At 32.0% G+C, this 15,151-nt stretch carries 12 protein-coding genes; 5 read left to right on the forward strand and 7 right to left on the reverse strand.

What is annotated here, in order from left to right; all coding sequences use genetic code 11:
- Window positions 1–140: 140 nt before the first annotated feature.
- Entirely contained in the window at window positions 141–1,421 is a 1,281-nt protein-coding gene (locus tag ACFQ1R_RS01040) for a nucleotide sugar dehydrogenase (RefSeq protein WP_379924233.1), read from the reverse strand.
- A gap of 93 nt (window positions 1,422–1,514) precedes the next feature.
- Window positions 1,515–2,513, reverse strand: coding sequence for an SDR family oxidoreductase (locus ACFQ1R_RS01045; RefSeq protein WP_379924234.1), 999 nt, complete (start codon window positions 2,511–2,513; stop codon window positions 1,515–1,517).
- 1,026 nt (window positions 2,514–3,539) lie between these two features.
- On the opposite strand from ACFQ1R_RS01045, the gene ACFQ1R_RS01050 reads away from it, so the two are divergent.
- Genes ACFQ1R_RS01050 through ACFQ1R_RS01065 form a run of 4 tightly spaced genes read left to right on the forward strand, consistent with a single transcriptional unit; the run spans window position 3,540 to window position 9,816 of the window.
- On the forward strand, window positions 3,540–4,670 hold the full coding sequence (locus ACFQ1R_RS01050) for an aminotransferase class I/II-fold pyridoxal phosphate-dependent enzyme (protein ID WP_379924235.1): 1,131 nt from the start codon (window positions 3,540–3,542) through the stop codon (window positions 4,668–4,670).
- On the forward strand, window positions 4,667–6,607 hold the full coding sequence (locus tag ACFQ1R_RS01055; RefSeq protein WP_379924236.1) for a polysaccharide biosynthesis protein: 1,941 nt from the start codon (window positions 4,667–4,669) through the stop codon (window positions 6,605–6,607). The genes ACFQ1R_RS01050 and ACFQ1R_RS01055 overlap by 4 nt, the downstream gene beginning before the upstream one ends.
- A 41-nt stretch (window positions 6,608–6,648) precedes the next feature.
- A complete protein-coding gene (locus ACFQ1R_RS01060) occupies window positions 6,649–7,419 on the forward strand; it encodes a polysaccharide biosynthesis/export family protein (protein ID WP_379924237.1) in 771 nt (256 codons plus the stop codon).
- A gap of 6 nt (window positions 7,420–7,425) precedes the next feature.
- Window positions 7,426–9,816 (forward strand): GumC family protein, encoded by a 2,391-nt coding sequence (locus ACFQ1R_RS01065; RefSeq protein WP_379924238.1) that lies wholly within the window; start codon window positions 7,426–7,428, stop codon window positions 9,814–9,816.
- On the opposite strand, the gene ACFQ1R_RS01070 is transcribed toward ACFQ1R_RS01065, so the two are convergent.
- Together ACFQ1R_RS01070 and aroB are read right to left on the reverse strand one after the other, a co-directional pair.
- A complete protein-coding gene (locus ACFQ1R_RS01070) occupies window positions 9,809–10,555 on the reverse strand; it encodes a tyrosine-protein phosphatase (protein ID WP_379924239.1) in 747 nt (248 codons plus the stop codon). The two genes, ACFQ1R_RS01065 and ACFQ1R_RS01070, sit on opposite strands and share 8 nt — an antisense overlap.
- Before the next feature lie 24 nt (window positions 10,556–10,579).
- Window positions 10,580–11,647, reverse strand: a complete 1,068-nt coding sequence (gene aroB / locus ACFQ1R_RS01075) for a 3-dehydroquinate synthase (RefSeq protein ID WP_379924240.1) — start codon at window positions 11,645–11,647, stop codon at window positions 10,580–10,582.
- Between the two features lie 96 nt (window positions 11,648–11,743).
- Between aroB and ACFQ1R_RS01080 the strand changes: the two genes are divergently transcribed.
- A complete protein-coding gene (locus tag ACFQ1R_RS01080) occupies window positions 11,744–12,919 on the forward strand; it encodes a proline dehydrogenase family protein (RefSeq protein WP_379924241.1) in 1,176 nt (391 codons plus the stop codon).
- A gap of 71 nt (window positions 12,920–12,990) precedes the next feature.
- On the opposite strand, the gene ACFQ1R_RS01085 is transcribed toward ACFQ1R_RS01080, so the two are convergent.
- The 3 genes from ACFQ1R_RS01085 to ACFQ1R_RS01095 form a co-directional block, all read right to left on the reverse strand.
- Window positions 12,991–14,055, reverse strand: a complete 1,065-nt coding sequence (locus tag ACFQ1R_RS01085; protein ID WP_379924242.1) for an SDR family NAD(P)-dependent oxidoreductase — start codon at window positions 14,053–14,055, stop codon at window positions 12,991–12,993.
- 96 nt (window positions 14,056–14,151) lie between these two features.
- Window positions 14,152–14,748: a sugar transferase gene (locus tag ACFQ1R_RS01090; protein WP_379924243.1), complete on the reverse strand. Its 597-nt coding sequence runs from the start codon at window positions 14,746–14,748 to the stop codon at window positions 14,152–14,154.
- On the reverse strand, window positions 14,748–15,122 hold the full coding sequence (locus ACFQ1R_RS01095; RefSeq protein ID WP_379924244.1) for a hypothetical protein: 375 nt from the start codon (window positions 15,120–15,122) through the stop codon (window positions 14,748–14,750). Before ACFQ1R_RS01095 ends, ACFQ1R_RS01090 begins: the two co-directional genes overlap by 1 nt.
- Window positions 15,123–15,151 lie beyond the last annotated feature (29 nt).

The following is a 15,151-nucleotide window of genomic DNA, read 5'->3' on the forward strand; positions in this document are numbered from 1 at the left end:
CTATAAAAAATATTTTTTTCATACTCTTAAAATTGTCAAAAACAAAGTATTAATTTAAATCGATAATAATCTTTTTATTTTTAAGTTTAACTAAAAATAGGAGATATATTTATAGATTATTTAAGTCTTAATTTTTCATTTTATAATCTACCTGAAACAGTTTCCTGTAAAACGCCTTTTACATCATACAATACGCCCTTAGGTGTTAATAGATTTTTTAGGTTTAGATTTAAAAATTCTTGATGTGCCACCGTTAAGATGATGGCATCGAATAAGGCGTTGGGTAACTGGGTTTTGGTTTCAAGGTTGTACTCGTGTAATACTTCATCGGGGTTTGCCCAAGGGTCGAAAATGGTAAGATTGGTGTTATAACTTTTTAGCTCTTTGATGACATCTACCACTTTGGTATTACGCACATCGGGACAATTTTCTTTGAAGGTAATGCCTAACACCAATATGTTAGCCCCATTTATTTTAATATCGTTTTGTAGCATGAGTTTGATTACCTGTGACGCTACATATTGCCCCATACCATCGTTTACACGGCGACCTGCTAATATAATTTCAGGATGATACCCTACTTCTTGGGCTTTTTGAGCTAAATAGTAGGGGTCTACCCCAATACAATGCCCGCCCACTAAGCCTGGTTTGAAGGGTAAAAAGTTCCATTTGGTGCCAGCAGCTTCTAACACTGCATGAGTATCGATATCCATTAGGTTAAAAATTTTAGCCAACTCATTTACAAAGGCTATGTTAATATCGCGTTGTGAATTTTCAATCACTTTAGCCGCTTCGGCTACTTTAATTGTTGGTGCAAGATGTGTGCCTGCTGTAATAACACTGGCATATAATGCATTTACTTTTTGTCCTATTTCTGGTGTTGAACCTGCTGTTACTTTTAATATTTTATCAACTGTATGTAGTTTATCACCAGGATTAATGCGCTCTGGTGAATAGCCTGCAAAGAAATGGGTATTAAATTTTAAGCCACTTATTTTTTCTAAAACAGGCACACATTCATCTTCAGTGACACCAGGATAGACTGTAGATTCATAAATAACAATATCACCTTGTTTTAAAACTTTACCTACTGTTTCACTTGATTTGTATAAAGGGGTTAAATCTGGTCTGTTGTTTTTGTCTATAGGTGTAGGAACTGTTACGATATAATAATTACAATCTTTTATGTCGTCTAAATTAGAAGAACAAAATAATCCGATACTATTATTTGTACTATTTTTTAATACAGACCTAAGGATAGACTCTTCAACTTCTAAAGTTACATCTAAACCAGATTGTAACTCATCAATCCTTTTTTTGTTAATATCAAAACCTACAACATTATATTTTGTTGCAAACAATCTTGCTAAAGGTAATCCTACATAACCTAAGCCAATAATAGCAATTTTAATATCTTTCATTTTGTTTTTTTATCTTATGTTTTTTTTGATGTTGTAGTTTTGAAATAGTTGATTTTTTTTTTAGATTTCAAATAATATTTTAATAGTATTATTTCACTTTAAATGCGTCCAATACCAACTCACGGCTTCTTTTAAACCATTTTCTATGTTATATTTAGGGTTGTAACTTAGTAAGGTTTTGGCTTTATCTATTGACGCTAATGAGTGAGGAATGTCGCCTAATCTGTTTTCTTTGTGTTGAATTTGAATAGTATTAATAGCGGTATCAAAAGCAGCTAATTGTTCTTTTAATAATGTGGCTAGTTCTAACAATGTTGTGCGCTCGCCGTATGCTACATTATACACTGTATTTAGTGCCTGATTATTAGTGGTGGTTAAGGCTAAAATATTCATTTGTATTACATTATCAATGTATGTGAAATCTCTTGAATAGGATCCATCGCCATTAATTACAGGTGCTTCATGATTGATAAATTGCTGTACAAATTTAGGTATTACTGCGGCATAGGCACCATTTGGATCTTGGCGCTTGCCAAATACATTAAAGTATCTTAGCCCGATGGTATCAAACTGATAGGTTTTATGAAAAATATCGGCATACAATTCGTTTACATACTTTGTAATGGCATAAGGCGATAAAGGTTTCCCTATCACGTCTTCTACTTTTGGTAAGGCCTCGTGATCGCCATAAGTTGATGAACTTGCTGCATACACAAAGCGTTTTACCCCAGCATCTCTAGCCGCAACCAACATGTTTAAAAACCCAGATATATTTACATCGTTTGTAGTAATCGGGTCTTTAATGGAACGCGGCACTGAGCCTAAAGCTGCTTGGTGTAACACATAATCTGCCTTATTACATGCTTTTTTACAGTGTTCTAAATTTCTAATATCACCTTCAATTAACGTGAAATTTTCTAATTTTAAAAACGGCGCAATATTTTCTTTTTTACCTGTAGAAAAATTATCTAGACAGATAACTTTGATATTATTTTCTAAAAGTGTTTCACATAAATTGGAGCCAATAAAGCCTGCGCCACCTGTTACAAGTACTGTTTTATTTTTAAGACGACTTAATTCTTGGTAATACATTTTTTGATTTGGGTTTAATTAATAGCAGCGCAAATATGTGAAAAATATATGTAACTAGTTAACTAATTATATTAAGGTTGTGTTTTTTCCGACGAAATTCAAATGGATGCAAAAATATCGGGTAAATGGCGTTGTTGTTTTATGTTTGGATGTATGTTGTAAAGGTGTTTTAATTACTCGAACGGATAATCAATTATATATAATTGTCACTTCAAGCGAGGTAGAATTCAAACGAATGTAAAAATATCGGGTGAATGGTGGTTGTGTTTTTTGTTTAGATGTTTGTTGTTAAGTTGTTTGTTGTTAAGTTGTTTTAATTACTCGAACGGATAATGTTTTTGATAGGGTTTTATTATATTTTGGAAAATCACTCCAATTGGCTATGTTGGGTTTTTGGTGTTATGTGCTGCTTTTTAAACAAATATTTGATTATCAATAATCAATTATAATATGATTGTCACTTCAAGCGAGGTAGAGTGGCAATACTAGTTATTGAATTCATTATGAAGGTATCGACGACACTAGACCAGACATGTGAATTTTAATTATGACAAGTTACGGACAATAAAAATAAATTAAAACAATAAACTCAAAAACTTATTTCAATGTAACAACTCGATGATTTGCTTGGTTTCTTCGAGAAGTAAATATTGTGATGTCGTTAACCGATTTTTATTACTCTTTTAGCGAATTAACTAAATTCCACGCTTTTGAATTGAAAACAATTACTAAATTTACACCATAAATACAAAATTGAATTGATTAATAGCAGCATTAATTTAATTGTATAACTTAAAAAATATTTCAAACTCTCAATTTTTTGTCTATTTAATAGTATATCAATAGCATTAAAAATATTTACAAATAGTTATATAAGCTTATTAATTAATTAAAATTTTTATTTATGTTCACTAGAGGGAATCATCACAAAACAGACTACTTAAAAGTTATTAGCGTTAAGCTGATGGTGTTTTATTGCGCCCAATTTTTCCTTTTGGCATTACTAACTTTATATATTAAGGGTTAATGTTAACTACAACTAAAATATATTTATCATCACCACACATGGGCGGTTCTGAACAAAAATTTGTTGATGAAGCGTTTGCAACCAATTGGATTGCGCCTTTAGGTCCTAATGTTGATGGTTTTGAACATGATATACAGCAATACTTGGGCGATGATGCACACGTAGCTGTTTTAAGTTCTGGTACAGCAGCCATTCATTTAGCACTTCAATTATTAGGAGTTTCTAAAGGTGATGAAGTGTTATGCCAAAGTTTTACATTTTCGGCATCAGCAAACCCCATCATCTATCAAGGAGCAACCCCTGTTTTTATTGATAGTGAAGTTGATACTTGGAACATGTCTCCTGAATTATTAGAAATTGCTATTTTAGACAGGATTGAGCGTTATAAAAAACCTAAAGCCATTATAGCCGTTCATTTATATGGCATGCCTTATAAGGCAACTGAAATAAATGCCATTGCAAAAAAATATGATATTCCTGTTGTTGAAGACAGTGCGGAAGCCTTTGGAAGTTTTTACCATGGTAAAGCTTGTGGCACATTGTCTGATTTAGGGATATTATCATTTAACGGTAATAAAATAATCACAACATCGGGTGGTGGTGCTTTAATAACGCCTAACGAAACATTAAAGGATAAAGCGGTTTTTTTATCAACCCAAGCTAGAGATGCAGCAGTACATTATGAACATTCACATATTGGTTTTAATTATAGAATGAGCAATGTATTGGCTGGTATTGGACGTGGCCAAATGGAGGTGTTGGATAAACATGTTGCATTACGACGCAAAAACTTTAATTTTTACAAAGAACACTTATCAAAATATGCGTCTATTTCATTTTTAGAAGAGCCTGACGGATGTTTTTCAAACAGATGGCTTACTTGTATAAAAACAACATCTTTCGAATTAAGAGAACAGATAAGACACATTCTGTTGGAAGATGCCATAGAGTCTAGACCTTTATGGAAACCAATGCATACACAACCTATTTTTAAAGATTGTTTGCATTTTACCGATGGCACATCGGAAGCTCTTTTTGAAACAGGACTTTGTTTGCCAAGTGGATCCAATTTAAGTTCAACCGACTTAGATAGGATTCTAAATAATATTTTAAAAACCCCCAACTTATGATTAATAATTACTTTACCTATCTCTCACAAAAATATGCTTCTAAATGGCTTGTTTTAGCCATTGATTTAGCTATTGTTTTGGTAACATTTTGTGCTTCTTACTTTATAAGATTTAATTTTACATTACATTTTGATATTCAGCAGTTTTTATTTCAATTACCTTTTATACTGGTAGTTGCAGCTTCAAGTTTTTTAATAATAGGCTCCTTTAAAAGTGTTATAAGACATACGGGGTTTACTGATGTTGTTAACTTATTTAAGGCTGTTTCTTTAATGGGTATGTTTACCGTTTTGGTTGTATTGGCTAACAGAGAACTTCATGTGTTTCCTGAATTTACAATACCATTATCAATTTTGGTAATGCATGCCTTATTAAATTTTGTATTACTAAGTTCAAGTAGGTTGCTTTTCAAAATGATATATAATCATTTAAAATGCAAATATATTGTATCAAAACGTGTGCTTATTTATGGTGCTGGCGATTCTGGCATAGTAACCTATAATGCCCTAATAAGCAATGTTAAAGAAAAATTTGATGTAATTGGCTTTATAGACGATAATACCAGTAAAAACGGTAAATTTATAAATGGAATTTCAATTTTAAATAAATCTAAAATTAACCAAGATTTTATTGATACTCATTCTATTGATGAAATTATAGTTACATCTGAAAACATAAATAAAGATAATTTAATTAGTTTGGTAAACTTACCTGTTAAAATAACCAAAGTGCCTCCAATTGAAAAGTGGATTAATGGTGAACTAAATGTGCGCCAAATAAAACAAGTACAAATAGAAGATTTGCTTGGACGCGCCCCTATACAAATAGATAATCCGAACTTAATAAATGAATTTAATGGAGAAACGATTATCGTTACAGGTGCTGCAGGTTCTATAGGGAGTGAGTTGGTTAAACAACTTTCAAACTTTGATGTTAAGCAACTAATACTTGTTGATCAAGCTGAATCGCCACTATACGATGTACAGCAGGACTTGATAAGAAACGGTAAATATAAATTTACTGCTATCGTTGCCGATATTCGTGATGGCTTACGTATGGATGCTATTTTTCAAGAATATAAACCAACCATGGTATTTCATGCAGCAGCCTATAAACACGTGCCTTTAATGGAGCAATCGCCTTATGAATCGATTAAAATAAATGTAAATGGTACAAAACTTTTAGCAGATACTGCATCGCGTTACAATGTGAAAAAATTTGTTTTCGTATCTACCGATAAGGCCGTAAACCCAACAAGTGTTATGGGTGCTACTAAGCGTATTGCAGAAATGTATATTAGTTGTTTACAAAAAGAAAGTAAAACAAAATTTATAACTACCCGTTTTGGTAACGTTTTAGGCTCTAACGGTTCTGTAATTCCCTTATTTAAAAAGCAAATTGAAAATGGTGGTCCGTTAACCTTAACTCACAAAGATATTACCAGGTATTTTATGACGATTCCTGAGGCTTCCCAACTTGTTTTAGAAGCTGGTACTATGGGTAAAGGAGGCGAAATATTTATATTTGATATGGGTGAATCGGTTAAAATTTATGATTTAGCCAAAAACATGATAAAATTATCAGGTCTTAATTTTCCTGAAGATATTGATATTAAAATTACAGGTTTACGCCCAGGTGAGAAACTTTATGAAGAACTGTTGGCTAATGGCGAAAATACTTTAGCAACCTATCATAAAAAAATATTAATAAGTAAAACACGAGAGCTTGATTATGCTACGGTAAAATCGGATATTGAAGCGTTGTGTATTACAAATCGTTTTCAAAATAATAATATTGTTATGAAAATGAAACAGCTAATTCCTGAGTATAAATCTAATAATTCTGATTATGAGCGTTTTGATAAAAAAGTTCAAATCTATAAAAAAGTAAAATCTATTTTAACGGATAAAACAGACAAAACTTACGGTAATGCTTAAGTAAGCATTTTTTTTAGTATTTTCCCCCAATATTTATTACCATGATTAAAATTTTTATAAACAACAAGTTCGTTGTCTTGTTTTTTGCTGCTTTATTTTCAATATCGTGTGCCACTAAGCATGATGTTGTATATTTTCAAAATGCCAAAAGTTTTGAAACCATAGTAGACACGGATACATTTAAAGCGAAGTTAAAAATAGGAGATATTGTTAGCATTTATGTATCTACACTAGATCCAACCGTTACCCAACCTTATAATTTGATTATACAAAGCGGCAGCGGTGGTCAATTAATTGATTATTTAATTGATGTTGATGGCAATATAGATTATCCTGTACTGGGTAAAGTTAAATTGGTTGGCTTAACTACTGAAGAAGCAAAAGAACTATTTAAAAAGAAATTTTCTGAAGGTCAATTATTAAAAGACCCTGTTGTGATGATACGGGTTTTAAACTTTAGAATAACTGTTGCTGGAGAAGTTAAATCTCCTGGTGTGTATCCTGTTTCTGGTGAACGTGTATCTATATTAGAAGCCTTGGGTATGGCAGGCGACTTAACAATAAAAGGAAGACGTGATAATATTTTAGTAATTAGAGATTTTAACGGCACTAAAACTTATACCCGTATTGACTTAACAAATAAGGAAGTTTTTAATTCGCCAGTATATTACTTAACACAAAACGATTACATTTATGTTGAGCCTAATAATTCATCCATTAGCGGTGCTTCTGGTGATTTGCGAATTGGTACTATAATAAGTATTACCTCCTTTATATTAACTACAGCACTTATTTTTGTTACAAGAAATTAGTTTATTATGACAGATTCGAATAATTTATCTAAGCTTAATACCTCAAATCCATTTAATTTAAAAAAAGCCGCTTCAATATATTTAAAGCGTTGGTTTTGGTTTGTTTTAAGTGTTTTGATTTGTTTGGCACTTGCTTTTACAAAACTTCGCTATACTGCACCATCTTACTTAGCAACAGCCAAAATTATGTTGTTAAGTGACACCGATTCTTCAAGTCCTGATGCTATATTTAAAGATTTACCTTTTTTTGCTGAAAAAGAAGACGCTAAAGTAGAGGATGAAATTGAGGTAATTATGTCTAGAGACTTTTTTCAAAGTGTTGCAAAAGAGTTACAGTTAAATATTCAGCATTTCTCAAAAGGGCGTATATATGATTCTGAAATTTATAGAAGTTCACCATTAACTATAAATTTTATAGCATCTGATTCTATTATTAATCAATTAGATTTTACTTTTCATACTAGAATAATTTCAGAAAAAGCGTTTGAATATTGGTTGCATGAAGAAGAAACACCTAAAACAATAGCTTTTGGAGAAAAAATACCAACTGCGTTTGGAGGTATGATAATAACCCCAAGTTCTAACAATATTAAAAATAGTTTAGGAACAGATACAAGAACTCAAATTTCATCAATTAGTTCTGTTGCTGAATCTTTAAAGCGACGTGTTACTATTTTTCAAGAAGTAAAAGGTTCTAAAATTATAACCATTTCCATACAAGACCCAATTGTACAAAAAGCAAAAGATATAGTAAATACTTTAATTGCTAAATACAACGAAGCAGCCTTAAAGCAAAAAAATATAAAATCTATAAATACATCAAAATTTATTGATAATAGGGTTGAATTAATAGCTAAAGATTTATTAGGTGTTGATGATAGCATTGTACGTTTTAAAACAGGCAACAAAGTTACCGATGTAGCCTCGGAAGCTGGTCAATTTTTAACCACAAGCATGGCTAATGAGCAAGAGTTGGAAACATCAAGAATGCAATTACGCCAACTTAATTACATGGATTCTGCATTGGGTGAAGCAAACTCATATACACCAATTCCATCAAATTTAGGGTTGGGAGATCCAACCATTGTAACCCTATCATCACGCTACAACGAGTTAATAAGCGAACGAGACCGTTTATTAAAAAGTGCAGGTGAAAAAAACTCGGTAGTAATACAAATAGATCAAAGTTTACGAAGCATAAAAGACAACTTAAATAGAAGTATTCAAAACTCAAAAAAATCGCTTGGTATTCAAATTAATAGTTTAGAAAACCAATCGAGTAAATTGAACTCTAAGATATTTTCTGTACCCGGACAAGAAAGTAAATTGCGTGGTATTGAACGCAAACAAGGAATAAAAGAACAATTGTATTTGTATTTATTGCAAAAACGTGAAGAAGCCGCTATATCGCTAACAGCAACATCGCCAAGTTCAAAAGTTATTGACCAAGCTTACAGTACGGGAAGTCCTGTATCACCAAACAAACGCATGTATTATATAGGTGCCTTGTTTTTAGGTTTTTTAATTCCTTTTGGAATTATTTATATAGGCGATTTGCTTGATACCAAAATACATAATAAAGAAGATTTAGAGAAGGAAATTAAAAACATGACTGTTTTAGGCGAAATACCAAGAATTAAATTAGGTTTAAAAGGCACTGAAAAATTATTGGTTGAAAAGAATGATCGTTCTATTTTATCGGAATCCTTTAGAATTGTAAGAACTAATTTTGATTATGTTAGACGAGGAAGGACTGTGGAAACCTATGATAATGTTGTATTTGTAACATCAACCATTAATGGTGAAGGGAAATCGTTTTTTAGTTTGAATACCGCGTTAACTATGGCAAATACAAACAAACGTGTTTTATTAATAGGTGCGGATATTAGAAACCCTCAAATAGAAGCTGTTTTAAAACATGCCATTAAAACACCCGTTGATACCGTTGGTTTAACTGAATTTATTGTAGACAAATCTATTTTGGTTGGCGAAACTATTAACAGTTATACGGTTAATGATATTAAGTTAGATATTTTACTTTCTGGAAAAGTACCGCCAAATCCTGCTGAATTGTTAATGAGTGGTAGACTTAAAGACCTTTTTGATTATGTATCAAACCAATACGATATGGTAATTGTAGATACAGCACCTGCTATGCTGGTTACAGATACATTATTAATTAGCCAATATGCAGGTCACACAATATACCTAACACGTGCTGATTATACAGAAAAACAGGTATTAAATTTTGCTAAAGAATTGCATGCTGATAAAAAACTTAACGGAATGATGCTTGTTGTTAATGATGTGAGTCAATCAAACTTTGGTTATGGTGCGAAGTATGGCTATTATGGCACGCCTGAAAAGAAATCGCTTTTTAAACGTATATTTAAATAACTGAAAATGTTGTATTTGTATTAGAAATTACATGCGACATTTTTTCTGCTAACTTTTTATTTAAAACGATATTTGATAACTTTTCAATGTGCGACAGGTTATGAACATCTGTCCCTACAAAATCGATTAAATTTTTATCGATTAAATAGTTTGCGGTTGTTTCAACACCTTGGCCATAGTGATTACTTACTGATAATAAATTAAGTTGAAAAAAACATCCTAAGGCCTTTAACTTATGATAGTATTCTAAATTATTATGGTAAAACGCATAGCGTTCTGGATGTGCTAAAACAGGTTTGTATCCTTTGGTTTTTATTTTGAAAATAAGTATTTCTAAATTGATAGGCGGTTGAAAATACGACATTTCAATAAGCAAATAATTTCCTTTGAGGGTAAATAGATGCCCATCATCCAAAAGCTTTTCAAAATTATTATCCAGCATGTATTCTGCCGCAGGGTTTATTGTAATGGCTGCTTGTACCGCTTTGGGTATGTTTTCTAATAGTAATTGGTAGGCATCGCCTATACTTTCATCGGTATTAGGGTAAAAATCTTGCATAACATGAGGTGTAGGAATAAATTGCCTTACACCAAGTTCTTTCAAGCCTTTTATAAGTAATAAGGATTCTTTAATGGTTTTTGCCCCATCATCAATACCTGGAAGTATGTGGTTATGTATATCAACAAAGCCTTCTAATAAATCTTTTAAAAATGACTTTTTAGTGAATATTTGTAGCATTTTAGGTAGTTAAGGGCTATGGGGTTATGAGGCATAATACTTGAATGCGTTTATTATAATAGCATCATCAACCAAACAATCTATTTTTGGTTTGCCTATAGCTTCTAATAACACAAAGTTTATATTACCATGATTGTTTTTCTTATCGTATTTAAGCAAGTCCATAATAGGTGCATATTCACTTTCATCAATCGTTACTTTACCGTAATAATCTATAAATAAACGCTTAATATCAGCTGTTAATTGTTTAGGAAAGCCAACCAATTCTGTTGAAATGTAGCAAGCTAAAATCATACCTACAACAATAGCTTCACCATGCAATAAGGTGTTTTTATTTGTATTGCTTAAAAAATAGGACTCAATAGCATGCCCAAGTGTATGCCCAAAGTTTAAGGTTTTACGTAGTTCGTTTTCAAAAGGATCAACGGTTACTACGTGCTTTTTTATCATAACCGATTCATGAATTAAGGTATCCAAATCATTTAAGGTAAGCTTCTCTAGATTTTGAAATTTATTCCAATACCCTTCATTACTAATTAAACCGTGTTTTAGCATTTCGGCTAAGCCAGAACGCATTTGGTTTTGTGGTAAGGTATTTAAAAATTGTGTATCAATAAGCACTAAATCAGGATTGCTGATAACACCTATTTGGTTTTTTAAATGTCCTAAATCGACACCTGTTTTTCCTCCAACCGAAGCATCAACCATAGATAATAGGGTAGTAGGTACATTAACGTAAGCAATGCCACGTTTAAAAGTGCATGCTACAAAACCACCTAAATCTGTAATAACGCCACCACCAATATTAATAAGCAAGCTTTTTCTATCGGCATTTAATTCAGAAAGCGTATTCCAAACCCCAACACAAGTGTCTATGGTTTTATTAATTTCGCCAGATTCTATTTCAATAATTTCAATAACGCTATCAGTTTCTAACTTCTCGATAAATGATGGCAAACAAAATTGGTGCGTATTTTCATCTACCAAAATAAATATTTTAGAAAAATTTCGCTCTTTAATATGCTTGTTTACAGATGTATAACATGTGTTATTAAAATGAATAGTACAGTTATTTGCTACAATAGAATCCATGAAATATTTAACTTTTTTTTAGGCTGTGAAATTAAGGAGATTTTACATAAAATGGTAACTTAGCTGGCATTATCTTTTTACAAAATTTGTTTTTTTATGCCTACTGAGCGTCTATTCGATAACACAAAAACAGCATTTGCCCTTAAAAGTGACTCTGAGTTGGAGCGTGCTTATTTTCTTTTTAAAATGATTTCTATTGAACCTTTGGTGCGAATAGGTACTGCAGCAACCAATTTTGCTTTAAAGGCGCATTTACCTATTGAAGGTTTAATACGTTCTACCGTTTTTGATCATTTTTGTGGCGGTGTTAATGAAGCCGATTGCTTACCCGTAATTGAAAAGATGTATCAAAAAGGTGTTAGTTCTGTACTCGATTTTTCCGTGGAAGGTAAAGAAAGTGAACATGATTTTGATGCTGCCATGAACACCATTTTAAAAATTATAGACTTTGCTAAAAACATTGACGCTATTTCTATTGCTGTGTTTAAACCAACTGGGTTTGGTAGTATTGCACTATACGAAAAAATAGGTAATGGCGAAACCCTTAGCACAAAAGAACAAGCGGCTTGGGATAAGGTTATAAAACGCTTTGATACAGTTTGTAAACGTGCCAAGGAGCATGATATTGCTGTTTTAATAGATGCTGAAGAAAGTTGGATGCAAACAGCTGCTGATGATTTGGTTACGCTAATGATGAAAACCTACAACACCGAAAAACCGATTGTTTTTAACACACTACAAATGTACCGACATGATAGAATGACCTTTTTAAAAAGCGAGCACTTAAAAGCTAAAGAAGGTGGTTATTTTATTGGCTATAAATTGGTGCGTGGTGCTTATATGGAAAAAGAACATGATCGGGCAGAAGCAAAAGGCTATAAAACGCCCATTTGCGCTTCAAAAGCAGCAACCGATGCCAATTTTGACGCAGGTTTGCATTATATATTAGATCACTTAGATTGTATTTCGTTGTTTGCTGGTACGCACAATGAAGCAAGTTCGTATTTACTTATGGATTTAATGCATGAAAAAGGAATAAAAAATAACGATACGCGGGTTTGGTTTGGACAATTGTATGGTATGAGCGACCATATTAGTTTTAATTTAGCTGCTGAAGGTTATAATGTTGCCAAGTATATGCCTTTTGGACCTGTGAAAGATGTGATGCCTTATTTAATTAGACGTGCCGAAGAAAACACATCGGTTGCAGGACAAACGGGTAGGGAATTGGCACTTTTAACCAAAGAGAAACAACGCCGAAAACTGCAATAATAGCTAAATATTAGTAGGCCTTAAGATTTATATTTGAGTTGTAGTTATTGGATTATGAAGGGTTTACAACATTAAATATACGTTAGTAATGTGTTTTTTATTTCTTGAGGTGATATGTATGGCGTTATGTTAATTAAATTCGTTAAGTCCAAGTTATTATACTTGTTTTCTAGTTTTTCTTTTACTAGAAAAATAGCATCATTTCTGGTAGGTACTAAAAATTCATCATTCGCTATCATCGATTCTTCATTTTTTTCACCCAAGCGTAAGCCTGTAATTTTTATTTCAACAGTTTCATTGGGGTAAAAATCTATTAAACAGTCTGCTAAATCTTTCAATTTTATAGGTTTTCCCATATTAAATGTAAACACATGACTTTCCATTTTATTAAATGTTGCTAGTTGCAAAATTAAACTACAGGCTTTGTGTTTTCCAATAAAGTAACGGGTTACGGTTGGACTTGTAAGTGTTAATGGCAATCCTGATTCAATTTGTTTTATAAAAATAGGTAATACCGAACCGTTTGAGCCAATAATATTACCAAACCTTGCGATGGAAAATAGGGTGTTACTTGTTTTGGCTAATTGGAGTAATTGGTTTTCGGCAATACGTTTAGACATTCCCATAACGCTTATGGGGTTTACCGCTTTATCCGTTGAAATGAAGATGAATTTTTTAACCTCATGTTTTATTGCCAAATCTGCTAAACTTTTTGTGGCTATAATGTTTGTTTTTACCGCTTCGTATGGATGAACTTCCATTAATGGTACATGCTTGTAAGCCGCCGCATGAAACACGATGGTAGGTTTGTGTGTTTCAAAAAGATGCTTAAGTTCGTCTTCTTCCTTTATATTAATTAGTAAAAATGAAACGTTTGTAAGATTTTCATTTTCAAAGGCTTTGATTACATTATAAAGTGGCGATTCTGCAATATCAATTAAAATAAGTTTTTTGTATTTGCAAGCTAATAATTGTTTAGCTAATTCACTACCAATAGAACCCGCAGCACCTGTAATTAAAATGGTTTCATTTGAAAAATCGATTATTTGAATAGGCTTTAAATGTGTTGTTTTAGAACGTGTTAAACCAGAATCTTCAATTAATTCCTTTAAGTGGTTGTAGGTAGTTTGGTTCATTAAAAAAAGCGCTTAAGTACTGTTTTTACAGGATGAAAAGATAGTTCTAAAGTAGGAATAATATACTGCTAATCCAAATAGAATTGTAGCAAACCGCTATTTTGTTACCACTTTTATAATGGTGATTAAAATGAGTTTTAAATCGAAAAAGAAACTACGGTTTTTAATGTATTGTTTATTGAATTTTAACTTGTCTGGAATGATGGTTTTTATGAAGAATTCTTCAGGATTTTCGGCAGCCTTTAAAAGCTCTACTTCATTTCGGTATTTTAAAGACGCTAACCCTGTAATGCCTGGTCTTACTACAAATATTTTCATATCATCTTCTGTATAAAAATTAACGTAATACCGTAATTCTGGTCTTGGACCAACAAAACTCATATCGCCTTTTAAAATATTAATAAGTTGGGGAAATTCATCAATTTTGTAACGTCTTAAAAAGTAACCAACTTTGGTTATGCGGTTATCGTGATTGCCTAAGGTAAGTAAACCTTTGCTTTCCGATTGTACTCGCATGGTGCGAAACTTTAAAATATTGAAATCTTTGTTGTTTTTACCAACTCGTCCTTGAATAAATAAAACAGGTCCTTTAGAATCTATTTTTATAATACCCGCTATAATGATGAGCATTGGAGCTAAAATAATTAGACCAATTATAGAAAAAACTACATCAAAACAGCGTTTTAAAACCATTACTTTTCTAATCTAAATTTGGTAATAGTTGCTATGCTATCGCAGTTTTCAATAGTTAAAACAATATCCTTTTCGTTATAATCACCTTCAACCACATACATAGCGCAAGGTGTTTTTCGGGCATCACTTTTAGAAAAGTTGATATTTCCCTTTTTTAAAACATAATTTACAGCGGTAGTATCGAGGTTGTTAGCATGCAAATCAAAGCTTGCATTATCCGTATACACTATTTTTTTAAGTCGTATGTTTTTAAGTACGCGTGCATCTGGACCGTAGCTGCAGGATGTTTTTTTTCCGTTAAAAAAGAAGGCTAATATTACTAATCCGAGAGAGAAACCTCCTAAATAATAACCAATACGTTGAAATAATGTCATTTAAATTGTTTAGTAGCTTTGGAGTAAGT

This window comes from Mariniflexile jejuense, from assembly GCF_042675665.1.
Classification (GTDB): domain Bacteria; phylum Bacteroidota; class Bacteroidia; order Flavobacteriales; family Flavobacteriaceae; genus Mariniflexile; species Mariniflexile jejuense.